This window comes from Shinella sp. M31 (genome assembly GCF_049199205.1).
In the GTDB taxonomy this organism is placed as follows: Bacteria; Pseudomonadota; Alphaproteobacteria; order Rhizobiales; family Rhizobiaceae; genus Shinella.
On sequence record NZ_JBLZPH010000047.1, the window covers coordinates 133,624 to 148,330 of the forward strand.

The following is a 14,707-nucleotide window of genomic DNA, read 5'->3' on the forward strand; positions in this document are numbered from 1 at the left end:
CCGCCGATCGATAGACGCATTCAACCCGTTGCCGTGCGTCAATGTTCTGAGAGCCGAAAAGGAAGAAAGTGTCGTCGATTCCGCACGGACCGAAGGAGGGATTCTCGATGATGATCCGCGAAATGACGCACAACGAATGCACCGCGACGATTGCCACCCAACGGCTGGCACGGTTGGCCTGCGCCGACAACAACAGCCCCTATGTCGTGCCGATCTGCTACGCCTATTCGGCAAACCGGCTTTTTGCCTTCTCGATGCCCGGCAAGAAGCTCGAAATCCTGCACGCCAATCCCAAAGCGTGCATGCTCATTGACGCATTGGAAACGAGACATCGATGGAAGAGCGTCATCGTCGACGCCCTATTTCATGAACTTCCCGATACCGAAGGCCTGCACGACGAGCGCCTGAAGGCTTGGACGCTCCTCGCAAAGGACGTCGACTGGTGGGAACCAGGCGCATTCAAGCCTCAGCCGCAACCTATCGTGACCACCTCACCCCATGTATTCTTTGAACTCGAAATCCTCGCGATGAGCGGGCGGGAGGCGGTGGACGAAATGAGCGAGGTCTCGCACTAACATCCCTGGCGGGCATACGACCTCACGTCATCGAAGGGCTCTTAGCGCATTGAGGATTACAGCCACGTCGATCGCCTCCTGGAGGATCGCACCTTCGACGGGCTGGAGATATCCGAAGGCTGCCGCAACCATTGCCCCGACTGAGAGCGTAAGTCCGACCGATACGCTCTGTAACGCGATCCGGCGGCTTCGGCGCGCAATTGCAATGGCCTTGGCGAGTGGTGCAAGCTCGTCGACAAGGAGCACGACGCCTGCGGCTTCAGAAGACGAAGCCGCGCCGCGGGCGCCCATGGCGACGCCGATATCGGCCGCCGCGAGCGCTGGGGCGTCATTGACGCCGTCCCCCACCATCATCACCGGGCCGTTTCCGGTCTCCTTTCTGACCGCATCGACCTTGGCTTCCGGCGTAAGGTCGCCGAAGACGGCATCCATGCCAAGCGCGTTGCCGACAACATGCGCGATCTCCGTGCGATCACCCGACGCCAGCACGAGCCTGCGGACGCCTACCGCCCGAAGATTCGCCAGAACCGAAGACGCATCTGCGCGCACCTGGTCCTTGAGAACGATCATGCCCGCGAGCGCTCCATCGATGGCGACGGCCACAGTCATGGTAGCCCGCATTTCGGGCGCGATCAGGTCATGCGGATCCTTGCAGCCAGACGTGCGCTGCACAAAGCCACTCCCGCCGACAACAATCCGCCGTCCCTCGACATAGCCCTCTATGCCGGTGCCAGGAACTTCCCGCACGCTCTCCGGCTTCGACAGAGCCAGGCCCCTTTCGGCGGCCGCACGGATCAGGGCAGCGGCGACGACATGCCCGGAAGCCTGATCGAGGCTCGCAGCCGCCCTTAGCACCGTTGCCGCCGTAAAGGGCGATGCCGTTCTGATGTCGACCACCGCGGCCTGACCATGGGTGAGCGTGCCGGTCTTGTCGAGAACCGCGGTCTGCACGCGCCCCAGCATTTCCAGCATGCCGCCGTTCTTTACGAGAACGCCGATGCCCGCCGCCTTCGACATGCCGGAAATGATGGCGACGGGGACGGCAAGGATCAGGGGACAGGGTGTTGCGACGACAAGGACGGCGAGCGCACGGATCGGATCCTCCGAAAAATACAAGGCACCGCCCGCGATGACGAGGGTCAGGACCAGAAAGCCCATCGCGAAACGGTCTGCCATGCGGACCATGGGCGCCTTGCTTGCCTGCGCGGCCTCGACCAACCGGACGATCCCGGCATAGGTGCTTTCGGCGGCAGTCCGGCTGGCGACAAGATCGAAGGCGGTACCCACGCAGGTCGAGCCGCTGAGCGCCTCGGTTCCGGATGGAGCGGGCTGCGGCAATGGCTCTCCCGTCAAGGCCGCCATGTCCAGTGCGGCACCGCCACCGGAAACGATCCCGTCCACCGGCAGCACCTCGCCCTGTCGGATCAGCAGCCGGTCGCCTGGCTGTATCCGGGAGATCGCGACTTCTTCAAGCCCGGAAGGGCCGTGGCGCATCGCAAAATGCGAGACGCGCCCCATCAGGGCCGTCATCTCCCGACGCGCGCGCCCTTCCGCAAAAGATTCCAGCAACTGGCCGCTCGCGTACATTAATCCGACGACGTTTCCGGCAAGCGGCTCGCCGAACACAATTGCGGCCGACATGGAAAGCGCCGCAACGATATCGAGCCCGACATCTCCCCGGCGCAGGGCGCTGAGAACCTGGAGAAGCAGACTGGCAAGAACCGCCAGCGTCGCTGCACTCCATACAAGATGAGCGTAGCGGGCGACCTGCCACGACAAGGCCAGACCGATCACCAGCCCACCGGCGGCGATCCCGACCAGGATGATGCTCGACCGTCGCTGCCAGATGCCTTCGCTCGCTTGCGACACTTTGTCCTCCCTGCAGACATGATGCGAGATGAATAAACCCGCAAACGGCCGCGCCGACCTTGCGCAGGATCAATTCCGGAAGTGGCGTTTTCTCTAGAATGTGGTGAACACCGCCGCACCTAGCGCCGAACGGGTCTTTGCCGATGGCTCTTTCAATGGACACTCTCATAGCCAGATTGGGTATTGCGCTGTCGATTGGCCTTCTGGTCGGGCTTGAACGCGGCTGGCAGGAGCGCGATGCCCCCGAAGGCAGCCGAACCGCCGGCATACGAACCTTCGGGATATCGGGGCTTCTTGGCGGCGTGCTGGCGGCGGTTGCTCATGCCCTTAGTTATCCCATGGTGTTTCCAATTACCTTCCTGGGCTTCGCCGCCACACTGGCTGTGTTCAAGCTGCGCGAGGCGCGCTCGGATTCAGACTATAGCGTGACCACCGTCGTGGCGGGTCTTGGCGTTTTCGCACTCGGCGGCCTGGCTGTCGCCGGCGATGCCCAGGCCGCGGCGGCGGGAGGGGCAGCGCTCGCGGTCACGCTTGCAAGCCGCAACGTCCTGCATCGTTTCCTGAAACGCCTGACCTGGGTAGAATTGCGCTCCGCACTGATGCTGGCTGTCATGACGGCGGTGATCCTTCCGATCCTGCCGAACCAAACCGTCGATCCCTGGGGAGGACTCAATCCGTGGAAGGTTTGGTTCTTCACCGTCCTGACCGCAAGTCTTTCGTTCCTCGGCTACATTACCGTCAGGATCTTCGGAGCAAGGAAGGGCTTCATCCTAAGCGCGATTGCCGGCTCCCTCGTGTCGTCCACCGCCGTCACCATGGTTCTGGCGCGAATTGCGAAAAGTTCCGCCGATCCGCTTCCACTTGCCGGGGCCGCGGCGCTCGGCGCGGCCGTGTCCATCCTGCGTGTGATGAGCCTGATCCTGCTGATAGACCCGGCCGCTATCATTCCTGCCGGTCCGGCCGCCGCCTCGGCCGCAGTCGTGTTCGCCGGTTCCGGGCTTGCGTTGTTCTACCGACCGCGAGCCAAACCCTTCGCGGATGTACCGGCCAGCAATCCCTTCGAGATAGGCCCCCTGCTGATCTTTGCGACGATTTTCGCGGCGGCCACGATAGCCAGCGCCGTTCTCGTCTCCCATTTCGGCAGCACCGGACTTTTGGCCACGACCGCGTTGACGGGCACGGTCGATGTGGATGTCGCCGTGCTGGCCGCCCTGCAAGCGGGCCGGGATATCTTGCCACTCGACGTGATCGGAAAGGCAATCCTTATCGCCATGGCAACGAATGCCCTGTGCCGCTCAGGCATCGCAACCCTGCTTGGACCGCCGTCTTTCAGCTTGCCGTTTGCCGTCCTAACGGTCGCCGCCGGCGCCGCGGCCTTTACCGTGCACAGCATTCTTCTCATGGTATGACGAGCGCTTTCACCGGCGCGGCGGGGGCAGGATGGAGCGTCAGCCGACCGTCATCCGCCGAAGCACATTCGTCTTCCAATAGAATTGGTGCGCCAACGCCCCGAGGACGTGAAGCCCCACAACCGCCCACAGAACGGCTTTGAGAACGTCGGCATGGAGGTCGCCTGCGCCCTCGTATCCGAGATAATAGGCGGCGGCGCCGCTGAGCGGCATCGCGAGCAGGAGGAGATAGAGCGTCCATTCGGATATCTTGGCTACCGACCTGAATATCGCTGGCTCGCCCGCGGGCGCAGCCGGCACGCCCTGGACCTGCCGGAGCAGGAGGCGAACGGCGACGAGAAAGAGGATCGCGATGCCGGCATAGGCGTGAATATTGGCACTTGCGACCTGTTCGGCGCTCGCCGCGCCGGTTTGCTTCATGCTCCTGTTCCAGGCATTCATACCGTCCGGGAGCAACAAGTTGAAGAAGACGAGCCCTGCTGTGAGCCAGTGCAAGACGCGTTGCGGAAGGGAAAACGAGAGCGATGCGGTCGTAGCCATGGACGTGGTTCGCCTTTTTCGTGTGATTGCATCCATAAGGGTGCAACTACTTTGTCACCGTCAGGATGGCATGCATTCCCGCCTCGTAGTGACCCTTGATATTGCAGAGCAGGAGATAGGAACCAGGGGCGAGTTTCGCCTTCAACTGCCCGTCCGTCCCGGGCTTCAGGTCCGACACTTCGCCGAGACTTTTCAACTGTTTCTCATCCACCCGGTGCTTGGCGGCAATCACATCAATCCTCTGATCGGGCGACTTCAGCTTGACCAGGACCATTTCGTGCTCTTCCGTCACCGCATCGTTGTGCACAACAAAGGTCGTCTCTCCTGCCTTTATCGTGGGATGATCAAGCGTGAGCGTCATCGGACCACCGCCTTCACCACCTTCGATGACCTTGACGGTGTTCCCCGCCCATGCGGACGAGGTGATTGTGAGGATTGCGAGCGCGGCGAAGATATTGCGACGGATGTTCATATCGGCTTCCTTCTGCTGGAAATGCATCCGGCAATAAGGTGCCATCCTGACAGATGCCTGAACGGTAGGGGATCAAGGATACGCCCTGATGCGATATGAGCATTGGGGTGCTCCAGCTCTCACCGCACCATGAAGACAGGCACGTCGCAGGCCTCGAGGATCGAAGCGGTGACGCCCCCGAAAACGCGCTCGCGCAGCCGCGAATGGCCATAGGCTCCCATCACGATCATGTCACAGCCGAGTTCGAGCGCATGTTGGCGGATGACGTCTTCCGTCGGCCTTTGGCCGCTCGCAATCTGCTCGACCACGACCTTTGCGCCATGACGCGACAGGAAGGCCGCCATGTCAGCGCCCGGCTCGCCACCATTCTCGAAATACGACGAATCCGGATCGACGACGACGAGACGGACGGTGTCGGCGCCTTTCATCATCTCGATAGCTGCCTTCGCGGCGCTGGCCGCCTGCGGACGGGAATTCCAGGCGAGAAGGACGTTCTTCGGCTTCAGGGTGATATTCCCTGCCTTCGGCATCACGAGCAACGGCGTGCCAGAATTGAACGCTGTCGCCGCGATTGCTGCCTTGCGAAGCTCGGAATCCGAACGGATACCTTCACCGGCGACGACCAAATCGGCGTACATTGCGCGGGTGCCGATGTTGCTTTCGATGATGAAGCGATCATCGTAGATATGGTCGACATCGAACGACAAGCCACCTATCCTGCAGCGCTCGTCAGCGATGCGTCGAATGTCCACAACCTCGTCGATTTCCTTTTGACGCTCATTCAGCCAGGCGGCTGCGGCCGGGTAGTCGGCCCCGAAAGGCGAAATCGCGGTTCTGAGCGCCATAACGGAAAGATGCCCGTCGATTTCCTCCGCCAAGGTTACGGCCTTATCGGTGTCCGCCTCGGTGTTTGTGGTGCCGATGAGCGAAAGTATGGTTTTGAACGACATTTTCTGAACTCCTTCATCAGAATCGTCATGTGATGAAGGAAAGCTTGCTCCCGGCATCTGCATGCCGCGATGATCTGCGTCAAAAGAGGATCCTGAATTTGCCCCGTTTGACCGGTGTCAACGCGCATTGCGCACCCGGAATTAGTCTCATGGTATTCCAACCGTCCGCGGAGGTGAGAGCCGTGAGCTATCGTACCATTCTCCTGAACCTGGACATTGATCGACCAGTCAAGCCGATTGCAAATGCTGCGGTCGAGCTGGCATCGCAAGTAGGTGCGCGGATGATTGGTCTGTGCGCTGCCCAGCCCTTTCTCTCGCCGTTCGCCATGCGAGCGACCAGCTCCGCAGCAACGAGCGCCATGCAGCAAATGTACAGGGACCTTGAAGACCGCATGGAGCAGGTCCATCAAGAGTTTCGTGCCGTGGCGGCCGGTAGGGTCGAACTCGAATGGCGCGCTGAGATGAGCGCACCCACCGAGGCAATTGTCGAAGCTGCCCGCGCCGCCGACCTGATTTTCATGGCTGCAACGGAAGGTGCGCATTCAGGGGATTCATATGGAACCGCTGACCCGGCCGGTGTCGCATTGCGCGCTGGTCGTCCGGTGCTGGTAGCGGGAAGCGCGGCAAATCCGATAGGAGGAGGTAAGATCGTCGTCTGCTGGAAGGACACGCGCGAGGCGCGGCGTGCCGTAGCCGATGCCATTCCTTTGCTATCCTTGGCCAGGGACGTCGTCGTCGTTTCGGTCAGCTCCGAACCCGATGCCTCGCTCCGAAAGAGCAATGCCGACGTTGTTTCGTACCTCGCCCGCCACAACGTGAAGGCCAGATCCCATATCTCCAAAAGCGTGGATGAGACGATCGGTCTGCTGCAATTTGTCGATCAGAGCGGTGCGGATCTCATAGTGTCGGGCGCATATGGACATAGTCGCCTGAGAGAGTTGGTATTTGGCGGGATCACTCGCTTTCTTCTCGACGAGACCGCACGAAACCGTTTCATGTCGAGCTAACGATAGGCTCTTGAAGGGATCAGAACCAACGACCCTGTTGTTACAAATTTCCTCAGCACCAGAGCGGCAGGCTAGGCTCATGTGAGGCAAGCGGCATGATACCGCCGCTACGCGATCGCCTGACATCAATGGCGGCCACAAAAGCATGGGCCTCGTCCACTCCAAGCCGGCCGTCCAGTCCCCGAAGCGCGCTTTCAAACGTCATGGCAGGCCGATGTGTCACGCCGGTCGTTTCAAAGACGATCAACTCGCGCGACGCCAAGGCCTTGCGAACCTCCATCTGGTCCGGTTCTACGGCATGAGCGAAGGTTCTCTTCGCAAGCCACACACCAACGGCAGCATGCCCCTCGAACATCAAGATCACGGGGTTCAACCCAGCGGCTTCCAACCCGGCGGCGAAAAGAAGCGTGGTATCGAGGCAGGTGGCGAGCCGCTCCTCAGCGACCGTGCTCGGACGCCGGATCTTCTGGCCGCGATTCTCGAAGCTTGCAGGCGGCTCGGCATAGTGCAACCCGATCCCGGCAATCGCTGAGTAGACTGCCGCAGCCAGCATATAGGCGCGCTGGGGATTGTTTGACTGGTACCCATCCAGTCCACCTGAATGGCCATGAGCATTGAGCCTTTCCGCAGCCATTCGCAAAACGGTGGCCACACCAGGATCGTTGGGCATGACGAAGGCCGGGAGCAGCTGCACCATGTCGGCCACCCCTCCCCATTCGTCGCGTGCAAGCAGTCTGACGGGAAGACGCCGCTCGTCCAGAGTTTGTCCGCCGGATGCAATGCGAAGTGTGATCTCGCCGCGCTCTGCTTCGTTTAGATACCCTGGATCGAATTCCACTTTTCGATCTGCGAGCACAAGCCGATCCCCCGGCACCAGGCGATCAACGATCCATGACTTCGGCCGCAGGAAAGCTGGCGACGCCGTCAGCTCTATGCGGCAGTTCTCGAAGTGTCTGTCCGTATTGTTCTCGACCGAGATCGATCGGATGACCGGGATTGCGTTCTGGTAGGACGCATAGGTGAAGCATGCGGCAATATCGGCAACAATGGCAGGATTGTCGGGCTTACTGACCTCTTGGTTCTCCGTGCCACTCATTTCTGAAAACTGCATCGTCATATCCCCCTAGCGGGAGATTAGCGACGTTTCTCAACTTTAAGAAGACTAATATTAGGACCAGAATAACTTTTTGAATGGTTTTGCCCGCCACTGCGGCGCTTGGGTTCTGTGCACTAACGCTTTTGGTCCGCGCTCGTGTAACGAACAAATAACGAAGCGCCAAACAGCATCCCCGTGAAAGAAAACGAGCGGGATGCCCCGCTCTTTCACAATCATTTGGCAGTTGAAAGGATTCGAACCGACAAAACGTTATTCGACTATCCTTTGCTCAACGAATTCAAACTGCTGCCGTCAGAATTCCGCAATAGCGATGAGAGAATTTTGCCAATGCTAAAACGGTGTAATTCATGGCTTGTTATTGGGAAACGGCAGAGATGAAGGCCGCGAGCGTAGCGGGGAGGTGCGATGAAACATACCCCCCTTCCTGGACGATGACGGTCGGTACCCGGATCTCCGCGATAACGCGTGCCATGCGGGCGAAGTCCTCGTCGTTCACGTTCATGCAGGCGAAGGGATCGTTCACGGACGCGTCAAGGCCGAGAGCAACGACGAGGAAGTCGGCGCCGAACCGTCGGACTTCATCACATGCCGCCTGCACCGCCGCCAGGTAGCACACGCCATCGCTGCCGAGCGGAAGAGGAAAATTGCGGTTCCTTCCAGCTCCTGCACCAACCCCACATTCATCGGCGTAGCCCGCGTAATAAGGGTAGAGATATGCAGGGTCACCATGCACCGACAGTGTCAGCACGTCATCGCGATCGTAGAACATCGTCTGCGTCCCGTTGCCGTGGTGTACATCGATGTCGAGAATTGCGACGCGCCGCCCCGCCAGGATCGCCCGTTCGGCGGCAAGGGCGGAATTGTTCAGGTAGCAGAAGCCGCCGGCCTTGTCGCGATAGGCATGGTGGCCGGGCGGCCGGCACAAGGCGTACAGCATGCCTTCGCCTTCAAGCACTCGCGCCGCGGCATCAAGGGCCGTCAGCGCGCTCGCCATTGCGGCCTTCCAGGTTCCTTCCACCAGAACGCAGCCGGCATCGGCCTGATAGAAGCCGGCACGGCCGAGAAGATCGTCGGGACGCCGGGTCATATATATGTTTGGGTGGATGCTGGACCGCAACTCCGGGCCATTGCCCGGGATAGCGCGCCAAGCGGCAAAGCCGTTCTCGAGGAAGTCGAGGTAGCCTGGGTCATGCACCGCACCGATCAGACTGGTATCGGCGGCGGCAGGCGCGACGACAGCGATACCCGCCAGCGCCAACCCCTCCCGCAGCAGCACTATGCGTTCGGGAACCTCGAGATTGGGTTTCAGCACGCCGCCCGCGATGCGGGTCAGGGGCCGGTGCAGCGCCTGCCGCTCGTCATAGATCGCCAGCACGACGGCCTCCTCTCAGTCGCCGAGCCGGCCGCCGCCGGATAGGTAGGCGTCGAGAGACCTGTCGAGAGCGTCGCGGAACCGGGAGACGACCGCATCGATCTGCTCCAGCGTGCTTATGAGCGGCGGCGCGAAGGCGATCGCCGTGCCGAGCGAACGGCAGACGAGGCCGTTCTCGAAGGCGCGGTTCTGAATGCCGATGCCGAGCTGCATCTCGGCAGGAAAGGCTTCGCGCGTCCGCTTGTCGCGGACGATCTCGACCCCCCACATCAGGCCGACGCCGCGCACCTCGCCGACAAGCGGATGCTCCGCGAGCGGCGTCATGCCCTCGGCCATGCGCTCCCCGAGCGCCGCGACACCGTCGATGATGCCATCCTCCTCGTAGATCCTGAGCGCCTCGACGCCGACGGCGCATGCAACGGGATGTGCGCCGTAGGTGTAACCATGGCCGAAGACGCCAATCTTCTCGCTTTGCGCCTTCATGCCGGCATAAAGCCGCTCAGAAAGCAGCACAGCGGAGAGCGGCATATAGGCGGCGGTCAGCGCCTTGGCGCAGGTAATCATGTCCGGCTCTAACCCGAAGGTCTGGCTTCCCCACCACGCGCCGGTACGCCCGAAGCCAGTGATGACCTCATCGGCCACCAAGAGGACGTCATGTTTGTTCAGGACCTTCTGGACCTTTTCGAAATAGGTTTTCGGGGGGAGGACAACGCCGCCTGTCCCCATAGCCGGCTCGGCGAAGAAGGCCGCAACCGTATCCGGCCCCTCCGCCAAGATCAGCGCATCCAGTTCCTCCGCAAGACGCGTGGAAAAGTCCTCCTCCGTCTCCCCCGGTCGGCCCTCGCGATAAAAATGAGGGCATGTGACATGCAGAAAGCCCGGCAGGGGTAGGTTGAACTCGCGGTGTAAGTGCGGCAGTCCGGTGATGCTGGCCGAACCAATCGAGGTTCCGTGATAGCCGCGGTTGCGCGCGATGATCTTCTTCTTCTCCGGCTTGCCTTGAGCGTGGAAATAGTACCAGGCGAGCTTGACGGCGGTGTCGTTCGCCTCCGAGCCGGAGCTCTGGAAGAGCACCTTGGACATCGGCACTGGCGCGATCTTCAGGAGGCGCTCCGAAAGCTCGATCGCCGGCTCCGTCGCGCGGTGGGCAAAATTCTGGTAGTAGGGCAATGTATTGAGCTGGCGCGTCGCCGCATCGACCAGCCGCTTCTCGCTCATGCCGAGCGCCGCGCACCAGAGGCCGGACATACCCTCGATATATTGCTTGCCGTCGTCGTCATAGACATAGGCGCCTTCGCCGCGAGCCATGATAGTCGGCCCGACGGTCTCATGGGCGGCAAGATTGGTCTGCGGATGAATCTGGGACGCGATGTCGCGCATGCGCAGCGAATTGTACATGGTTTCCTCCTGGAATGTGATGCGGGCGCATCGGATGGGCGTCACACGTCCTTGCGCTTCACGAACTGGGCAGCGATCAGGACGACAATCGACAGCGCCACCAGCATTGACGAGATGGCGGCGACGGTCGGATCGACCTGGTCGCGGATGTTGGCGAACATGCGCTTGGTCAATGTCGAGTTCGCGCCGCTCGACACAAAGAGCGACACGACGACCTCGTCGAAGGACGTGACGAAGGCGAAGAGCATGCCGGAGAAGACCGAGATGCGGATCTGCGGCAGCGTGACGGTGAGAAAGGCCGTCACGGGAGAGGCCCCAAGGCTGCGGGCGGCGCGTTCGAGATTGGGATCGAAACTCTTCAGCCCGTTGCCGACGGCGATCATGACGAACGGGATGGCAAGCGTTGTATGCGCCAGAACGAGGCCTGTGATGGTGTTGTTGAGCCCAAAGCGGGCGTAAACGAAGAACACGCCTATCGCGACAAAGATCAGTGGGATCATCATCGGCAGCATCAGCAGGCCGCGTGTGAGGGGCGTGAAAAGGCTGGTCGCCTTGTAGAGCCCGTAGGAGGCCAGTGTGCCGAGCACGGTGGCCAGCACCGTCGTGAGGCCTGCCACCTTGAGCGAGACCACGGCGGACTGGATCCATTCCGGTGACGTGAAGAAGGCTTCGTACCAGCGCAGGCTGAGGGTGCGTGGTGGAAACTCGAGATACTGCGAGTCCGAGAATGACATCGGCATCACGAGGATGCAGGGAATGACCAAGAAGGCCATGACGAGCGCAACCGTCGCATAGAGCCATAGGCGCTGGCCATGGGTGACCTGGGTGGAGGTGGCGGGCGTGTTCAGCATCACATTTTCCCCGCGGAGAAGCTCAAGGCGTCGGTCAGCCTGCGCACGCCCCACAGAACGACGACCGTCACCACCAGCAGCGCCACGCTGAGGGCGCTCGCCGCGCCCCAGTTGGAGAATTTCGAGACGGCGTCGGCGATCTGCGTGGACCACATGGCGACACGTCCGCCGCCGAGAAGCGCCGGCGTCAGGTAGAAACCGAGGCAAAGCACGAAGGTCAGCGCGCTGCCCGAAGCAAGGCCCGGCATCGACAAAGGCAGGAAGACCTGCCGGAACGCCTGGCTCGGCGAGGCGCCGCAATTGGCCGCCGCGCGCAGAAGCACCGGATCGATCGCCTTCATGGACGCATAGAGCGGCAGGATCAGGAAGGGCAGCATGACATGCACCATGCCGATGATCGTGCCCGTCAGATTGTGCACCAGTGCAAGCGGTTCATCGACCACGCCCGCCGAAAGCAGCCAATCGTTGATGACGCCGTTGCGCTGCAAGAGGACCAGCCAGGCATAGGTGCGCACCAACACCGACGTCCAGAACGGCAAGATGACGAACACCAGGAGAATCTGCGCGGCGCGCGCGGGAAGCTGGGACAGGAGATAGGCGACCGGATAGCCGAGCACCACGCATAGCGCCGTCACCAGGCCGGCGACCTTGAAGGTGGTGAGGAAGCTGCCGACATAGGCGGGCCGCAACAGCCGGGCATAGTTCTGGGTCGTGAGATTGCCAGCAGCGTCGAACAAGGAAAGCCAGGCAAGCCATGTGAACGGAATGATGAGAATGCAGGTGACGAGCACCAGCGCCGGCAGGGCGAGCCCGCTGAATATGCGCCCTTCCCGGCGCCTGGCGCTCTTGAGCATGGCGCGATTGAGCGGCATGCCGGGCGCTCCATCGATGGCAAGCGTCATGGCGCGGCGCTCCCGATGACGAGGCTCGCGTCCGCTGGCAGCCACAGGGCAAGAGTATCACCAGGCTGCGGCAAGGGTTGCCGTTCCGCCCCTGTGTGGCGGATCGCGACCTCGTGCCCGCCGGGCAGCGAGACGGACACCTGGTTGCAGTCTCCCCGATAGACGACATCGAGTACCCTGCCCTCGATGCGGTTATCGCCGTCGGCATCGCCCTGCCAGCGCAGCCGCTCCGGGCGGACCATAAGCCAGGCCTCGCCAGTCGATGTGACGGCCCTCGTATCGGCAAGCCGGAGCGGCCGTCCATCGAGCACATAGAACTGATCGCGGTGCTCCACCGGCAGGAAGCGGGTCTCGCCCATGAAGCCGGCGACAAACTTGCAGTTCGGGCGATCGTAGACCATCGCGGGCACGTCGAGCTGGATGATCCTTCCCTTGTCGAGAACAGCGATGCGGTCTGACATTGTCAGGGCTTCCTGCTGGTCGTGCGTGACATAGATCGTCGTCATACCGAGCTTCTTGTGCAGCCGCTTGAGTTCGATCTGCATGTGCTCGCGCAGATTCTTGTCGAGTGCGGAGAGCGGCTCGTCCATCAGCAGCAGGCGCGGTTCGAAGACGACGGCGCGCGCCAGCGCCACGCGCTGTCGCTGGCCGCCCGACAGCGCGGTGATCCGCCGGTCGGCAAGGTGCTGCATATGGACGATCTCGAGCGCGTCCATCACCCTCTTGCGGATGGAGGCCCTGTCCACCTTTCGTAGCTTCAGCGGATAGGCGACGTTCGAGAAGACGTCCATATGCGGAAACAGCGCATAGTTCTGGAACACCATGCCAAGGTCGCGCTTGTGCGGGGGACGCGTAATGAACTCGACGTCATCGACCAGCAAGCTGCCGAGATCGGGCCGCTCGAAGCCGGCGATGACGTTGAGAAGCGTGGTCTTTCCCGAGCCGGAAGGACCGAGAAGCGTCAGGAACTCCCCCGCCTTGATATCCAGGGAGACGCCGTCGAGCGCCCTGAAGCTCCCATAGGCCTTGTGGACCTCGCGAAGGTTGACTCTGCCCGACCGCATCCTGCCCTCCCGGCTCGTTTGATCAGTTCGACATCAGGAGGCTGTAGTCCTCGCGAACCAGCTCGTTGTTGTCGCGCCACCAGTTTGCGTCGAGGAAGGTCTGCTTCTTGACGTTTTCCGGCGACATGTTGGATTGCGCCAGCACCTCCGGCGAGAACGCCTTCACCTCGAACGCCAGGCTGTTGGTCGGACCGTAATAGGGCATCATTTCCGGAATGCGCGCCTGCACGTCCGGCGACACCACGCCGGCGATGAACTTCTGAGCGCTCGCCGCGTTCGGCGCGCCCTTGAGGATCGCCAGGCAGCCGTAACCGAGGATCGCGTCCTGGTAGGTGAACTTGACCGGCGCTCCGTCCGCGATCACTGACGCCACGCGGCTGCCCCAGATCGCCATCATGTCGACTTCGCCATCCTTGAGGAGCTGGGCGGATTGCGCTCCGGACGACCACCAGACGCCGACATTGGCTTTGATCTTCTCGACGGCCGCGAGCGCACGCTCGGTGTCGAGCGGATAGAGCTTGTCCTTGTCGATGCCATCAGCGATGAGCGCGATTTCCATCATTTCCTGCGGGTAGGTGCTGAGGGCGCGACGGCCGGGAAAGGCCTCCACATTCCAGAAATCCTGCCAGCTTGCCGGCGCCTTGTCCTTGTAGACATCGGTGCGCCAGGCCAGAACGACGGAATAGGTGTTGGTCGCGATCCAATGTTCGCCATAGCCGCGCGCATCAAAACCCTTCGTGCTGATCGTGTTGTAGTCGAGCGGCTCGAAAAGCCCCTCCTTGCCGCCGACCGCGCATTCGTCCGCCCCGAGATGCACCACATCCCAGGTCGGGGAGCCGGACTGGACCTGGACTCGCACGGCGGCGAGCCCGTCATGCGTTTCCTCGCGCAATTCAATGCCTGCAGCATCGGCTGCTGGCTGCCAGATCGTCTTGCGTAGGTCCGTCTGAAGGTTGCCGCCAAAGCCGGCGACGGTGAGGACATCCTGCGCCGCAGCGGCGCCAGTGAAGGAGAGCACGCCCGCTGTCGCGGCGATGGTCAAGAATGCGCGATTACACGATGCCATTACCAAGTTCCTCCTCAGGTGATGCTCGGCTGGAGCCATCCTCCACAGCCCGAATGCATGATCGACATTCCGCTCCCTGCGTGCCAATCTAGTTAATGGAATGAACTATATTGTT

At 61.6% G+C, this 14,707-nt stretch carries 13 protein-coding genes and 1 pseudogene; 3 read left to right on the forward strand and 11 right to left on the reverse strand.

The window, feature by feature from the left end; translation table 11 throughout:
- Positions 1-107: 107 nt before the first annotated feature.
- Entirely contained in the window at positions 108-575 is a 468-nt protein-coding gene (locus tag ACOZKU_RS07550; protein ID WP_421578339.1) for a pyridoxamine 5'-phosphate oxidase family protein, read from the forward strand.
- Between the two features lie 27 nt (positions 576-602).
- Here the strand turns inward: ACOZKU_RS07550 and ACOZKU_RS07555 are convergent, their stop codons facing one another.
- On the reverse strand, positions 603-2,444 hold the full coding sequence (locus ACOZKU_RS07555; protein ID WP_421578340.1) for a heavy metal translocating P-type ATPase: 1,842 nt from the start codon (positions 2,442-2,444) through the stop codon (positions 603-605).
- Positions 2,445-2,599: 155 nt separating this feature from the next.
- On the opposite strand from ACOZKU_RS07555, the gene ACOZKU_RS07560 reads away from it, so the two are divergent.
- The gene (locus ACOZKU_RS07560) at positions 2,600-3,853 is read left to right on the forward strand and encodes an MgtC/SapB family protein (protein ID WP_421578341.1); all 1,254 of its coding nucleotides are present in this window, start codon (positions 2,600-2,602) and stop codon (positions 3,851-3,853) included.
- 39 nt (positions 3,854-3,892) lie between these two features.
- On the opposite strand, the gene ACOZKU_RS07565 is transcribed toward ACOZKU_RS07560, so the two are convergent.
- The 3 genes from ACOZKU_RS07565 to ACOZKU_RS07575 all read right to left on the reverse strand — a co-directional run bounded on the left by ACOZKU_RS07565 (position 3,893) and on the right by ACOZKU_RS07575 (position 5,815).
- Entirely contained in the window at positions 3,893-4,393 is a 501-nt protein-coding gene (locus ACOZKU_RS07565) for a cytochrome b (RefSeq protein WP_421578379.1), read from the reverse strand.
- A 46-nt stretch (positions 4,394-4,439) separates the two neighbouring features.
- Positions 4,440-4,865, reverse strand: a complete 426-nt coding sequence (locus ACOZKU_RS07570) for a sulfocyanin-like copper-binding protein (RefSeq protein WP_421578342.1) — start codon at positions 4,863-4,865, stop codon at positions 4,440-4,442.
- Positions 4,866-4,984: 119 nt separating this feature from the next.
- Positions 4,985-5,815 (reverse strand): universal stress protein, encoded by an 831-nt coding sequence (locus tag ACOZKU_RS07575; protein ID WP_421578343.1) that lies wholly within the window; start codon positions 5,813-5,815, stop codon positions 4,985-4,987.
- Positions 5,816-5,997: 182 nt separating this feature from the next.
- On the opposite strand from ACOZKU_RS07575, the gene ACOZKU_RS07580 reads away from it, so the two are divergent.
- On the forward strand, positions 5,998-6,822 hold the full coding sequence (locus tag ACOZKU_RS07580) for a universal stress protein (RefSeq protein ID WP_421578344.1): 825 nt from the start codon (positions 5,998-6,000) through the stop codon (positions 6,820-6,822).
- Between the two features lie 73 nt (positions 6,823-6,895).
- Here the strand turns inward: ACOZKU_RS07580 and ACOZKU_RS07585 are convergent.
- From ACOZKU_RS07585 to ACOZKU_RS07615, 7 genes and pseudogenes are all read right to left on the reverse strand, one after another.
- Positions 6,896-7,933 (reverse strand): annotated as a pseudogene (locus tag ACOZKU_RS07585) (DNA helicase); the annotation flags it as partial.
- 361 nt (positions 7,934-8,294) lie between these two features.
- Complete coding sequence (locus ACOZKU_RS07590) at positions 8,295-9,314, reverse strand: histone deacetylase family protein (protein WP_421578345.1); 1,020 nt, start codon at positions 9,312-9,314, stop codon at positions 8,295-8,297.
- Between the two features lie 12 nt (positions 9,315-9,326).
- Positions 9,327-10,709, reverse strand: coding sequence for an aminotransferase (locus tag ACOZKU_RS07595; protein WP_421578346.1), 1,383 nt, complete (start codon positions 10,707-10,709; stop codon positions 9,327-9,329).
- Positions 10,710-10,750: 41 nt separating this feature from the next.
- Complete coding sequence (locus tag ACOZKU_RS07600; RefSeq protein ID WP_421578347.1) at positions 10,751-11,560, reverse strand: ABC transporter permease; 810 nt, start codon at positions 11,558-11,560, stop codon at positions 10,751-10,753.
- A complete protein-coding gene (locus ACOZKU_RS07605) occupies positions 11,560-12,462 on the reverse strand; it encodes an ABC transporter permease (protein ID WP_421578348.1) in 903 nt (300 codons plus the stop codon). Before ACOZKU_RS07605 ends, ACOZKU_RS07600 begins: the two co-directional genes overlap by 1 nt.
- Positions 12,459-13,526, reverse strand: a complete 1,068-nt coding sequence (locus ACOZKU_RS07610) for an ABC transporter ATP-binding protein (RefSeq protein WP_421578349.1) — start codon at positions 13,524-13,526, stop codon at positions 12,459-12,461. The genes ACOZKU_RS07605 and ACOZKU_RS07610 overlap by 4 nt, the downstream gene beginning before the upstream one ends.
- 22 nt (positions 13,527-13,548) lie before the next feature.
- Positions 13,549-14,592 carry an ABC transporter substrate-binding protein gene (locus tag ACOZKU_RS07615; RefSeq protein ID WP_421578350.1) on the reverse strand — a complete coding sequence of 348 codons (1,044 nt, stop codon included), beginning with the start codon at positions 14,590-14,592 and terminating at the stop codon, positions 13,549-13,551.
- Positions 14,593-14,707: the final 115 nt, after the last annotated feature.

Coding starts and splice junctions, on each gene's coding strand:
- ACOZKU_RS07550 (WP_421578339.1), top strand. CDS start 108: ATGATGATCCGCGAAATGACGCACAACGAATGCACCGCGACGATTGCC.
- ACOZKU_RS07560 (WP_421578341.1), top strand. CDS start 2,600: ATGGACACTCTCATAGCCAGATTGGGTATTGCGCTGTCGATTGGCCTT.
- ACOZKU_RS07565 (WP_421578379.1), bottom strand. CDS start 4,393: ATGGCTACGACCGCATCGCTCTCGTTTTCCCTTCCGCAACGCGTCTTG.
- ACOZKU_RS07570 (WP_421578342.1), bottom strand. CDS start 4,865: ATGAACATCCGTCGCAATATCTTCGCCGCGCTCGCAATCCTCACAATC.
- ACOZKU_RS07575 (WP_421578343.1), bottom strand. CDS start 5,815: ATGTCGTTCAAAACCATACTTTCGCTCATCGGCACCACAAACACCGAG.
- ACOZKU_RS07595 (WP_421578346.1), bottom strand. CDS start 10,709: ATGTACAATTCGCTGCGCATGCGCGACATCGCGTCCCAGATTCATCCG.
- ACOZKU_RS07600 (WP_421578347.1), bottom strand. CDS start 11,560: ATGCTGAACACGCCCGCCACCTCCACCCAGGTCACCCATGGCCAGCGC.
- ACOZKU_RS07605 (WP_421578348.1), bottom strand. CDS start 12,462: ATGACGCTTGCCATCGATGGAGCGCCCGGCATGCCGCTCAATCGCGCC.
- ACOZKU_RS07610 (WP_421578349.1), bottom strand. CDS start 13,526: ATGCGGTCGGGCAGAGTCAACCTTCGCGAGGTCCACAAGGCCTATGGG.
- ACOZKU_RS07615 (WP_421578350.1), bottom strand. CDS start 14,592: ATGGCATCGTGTAATCGCGCATTCTTGACCATCGCCGCGACAGCGGGC.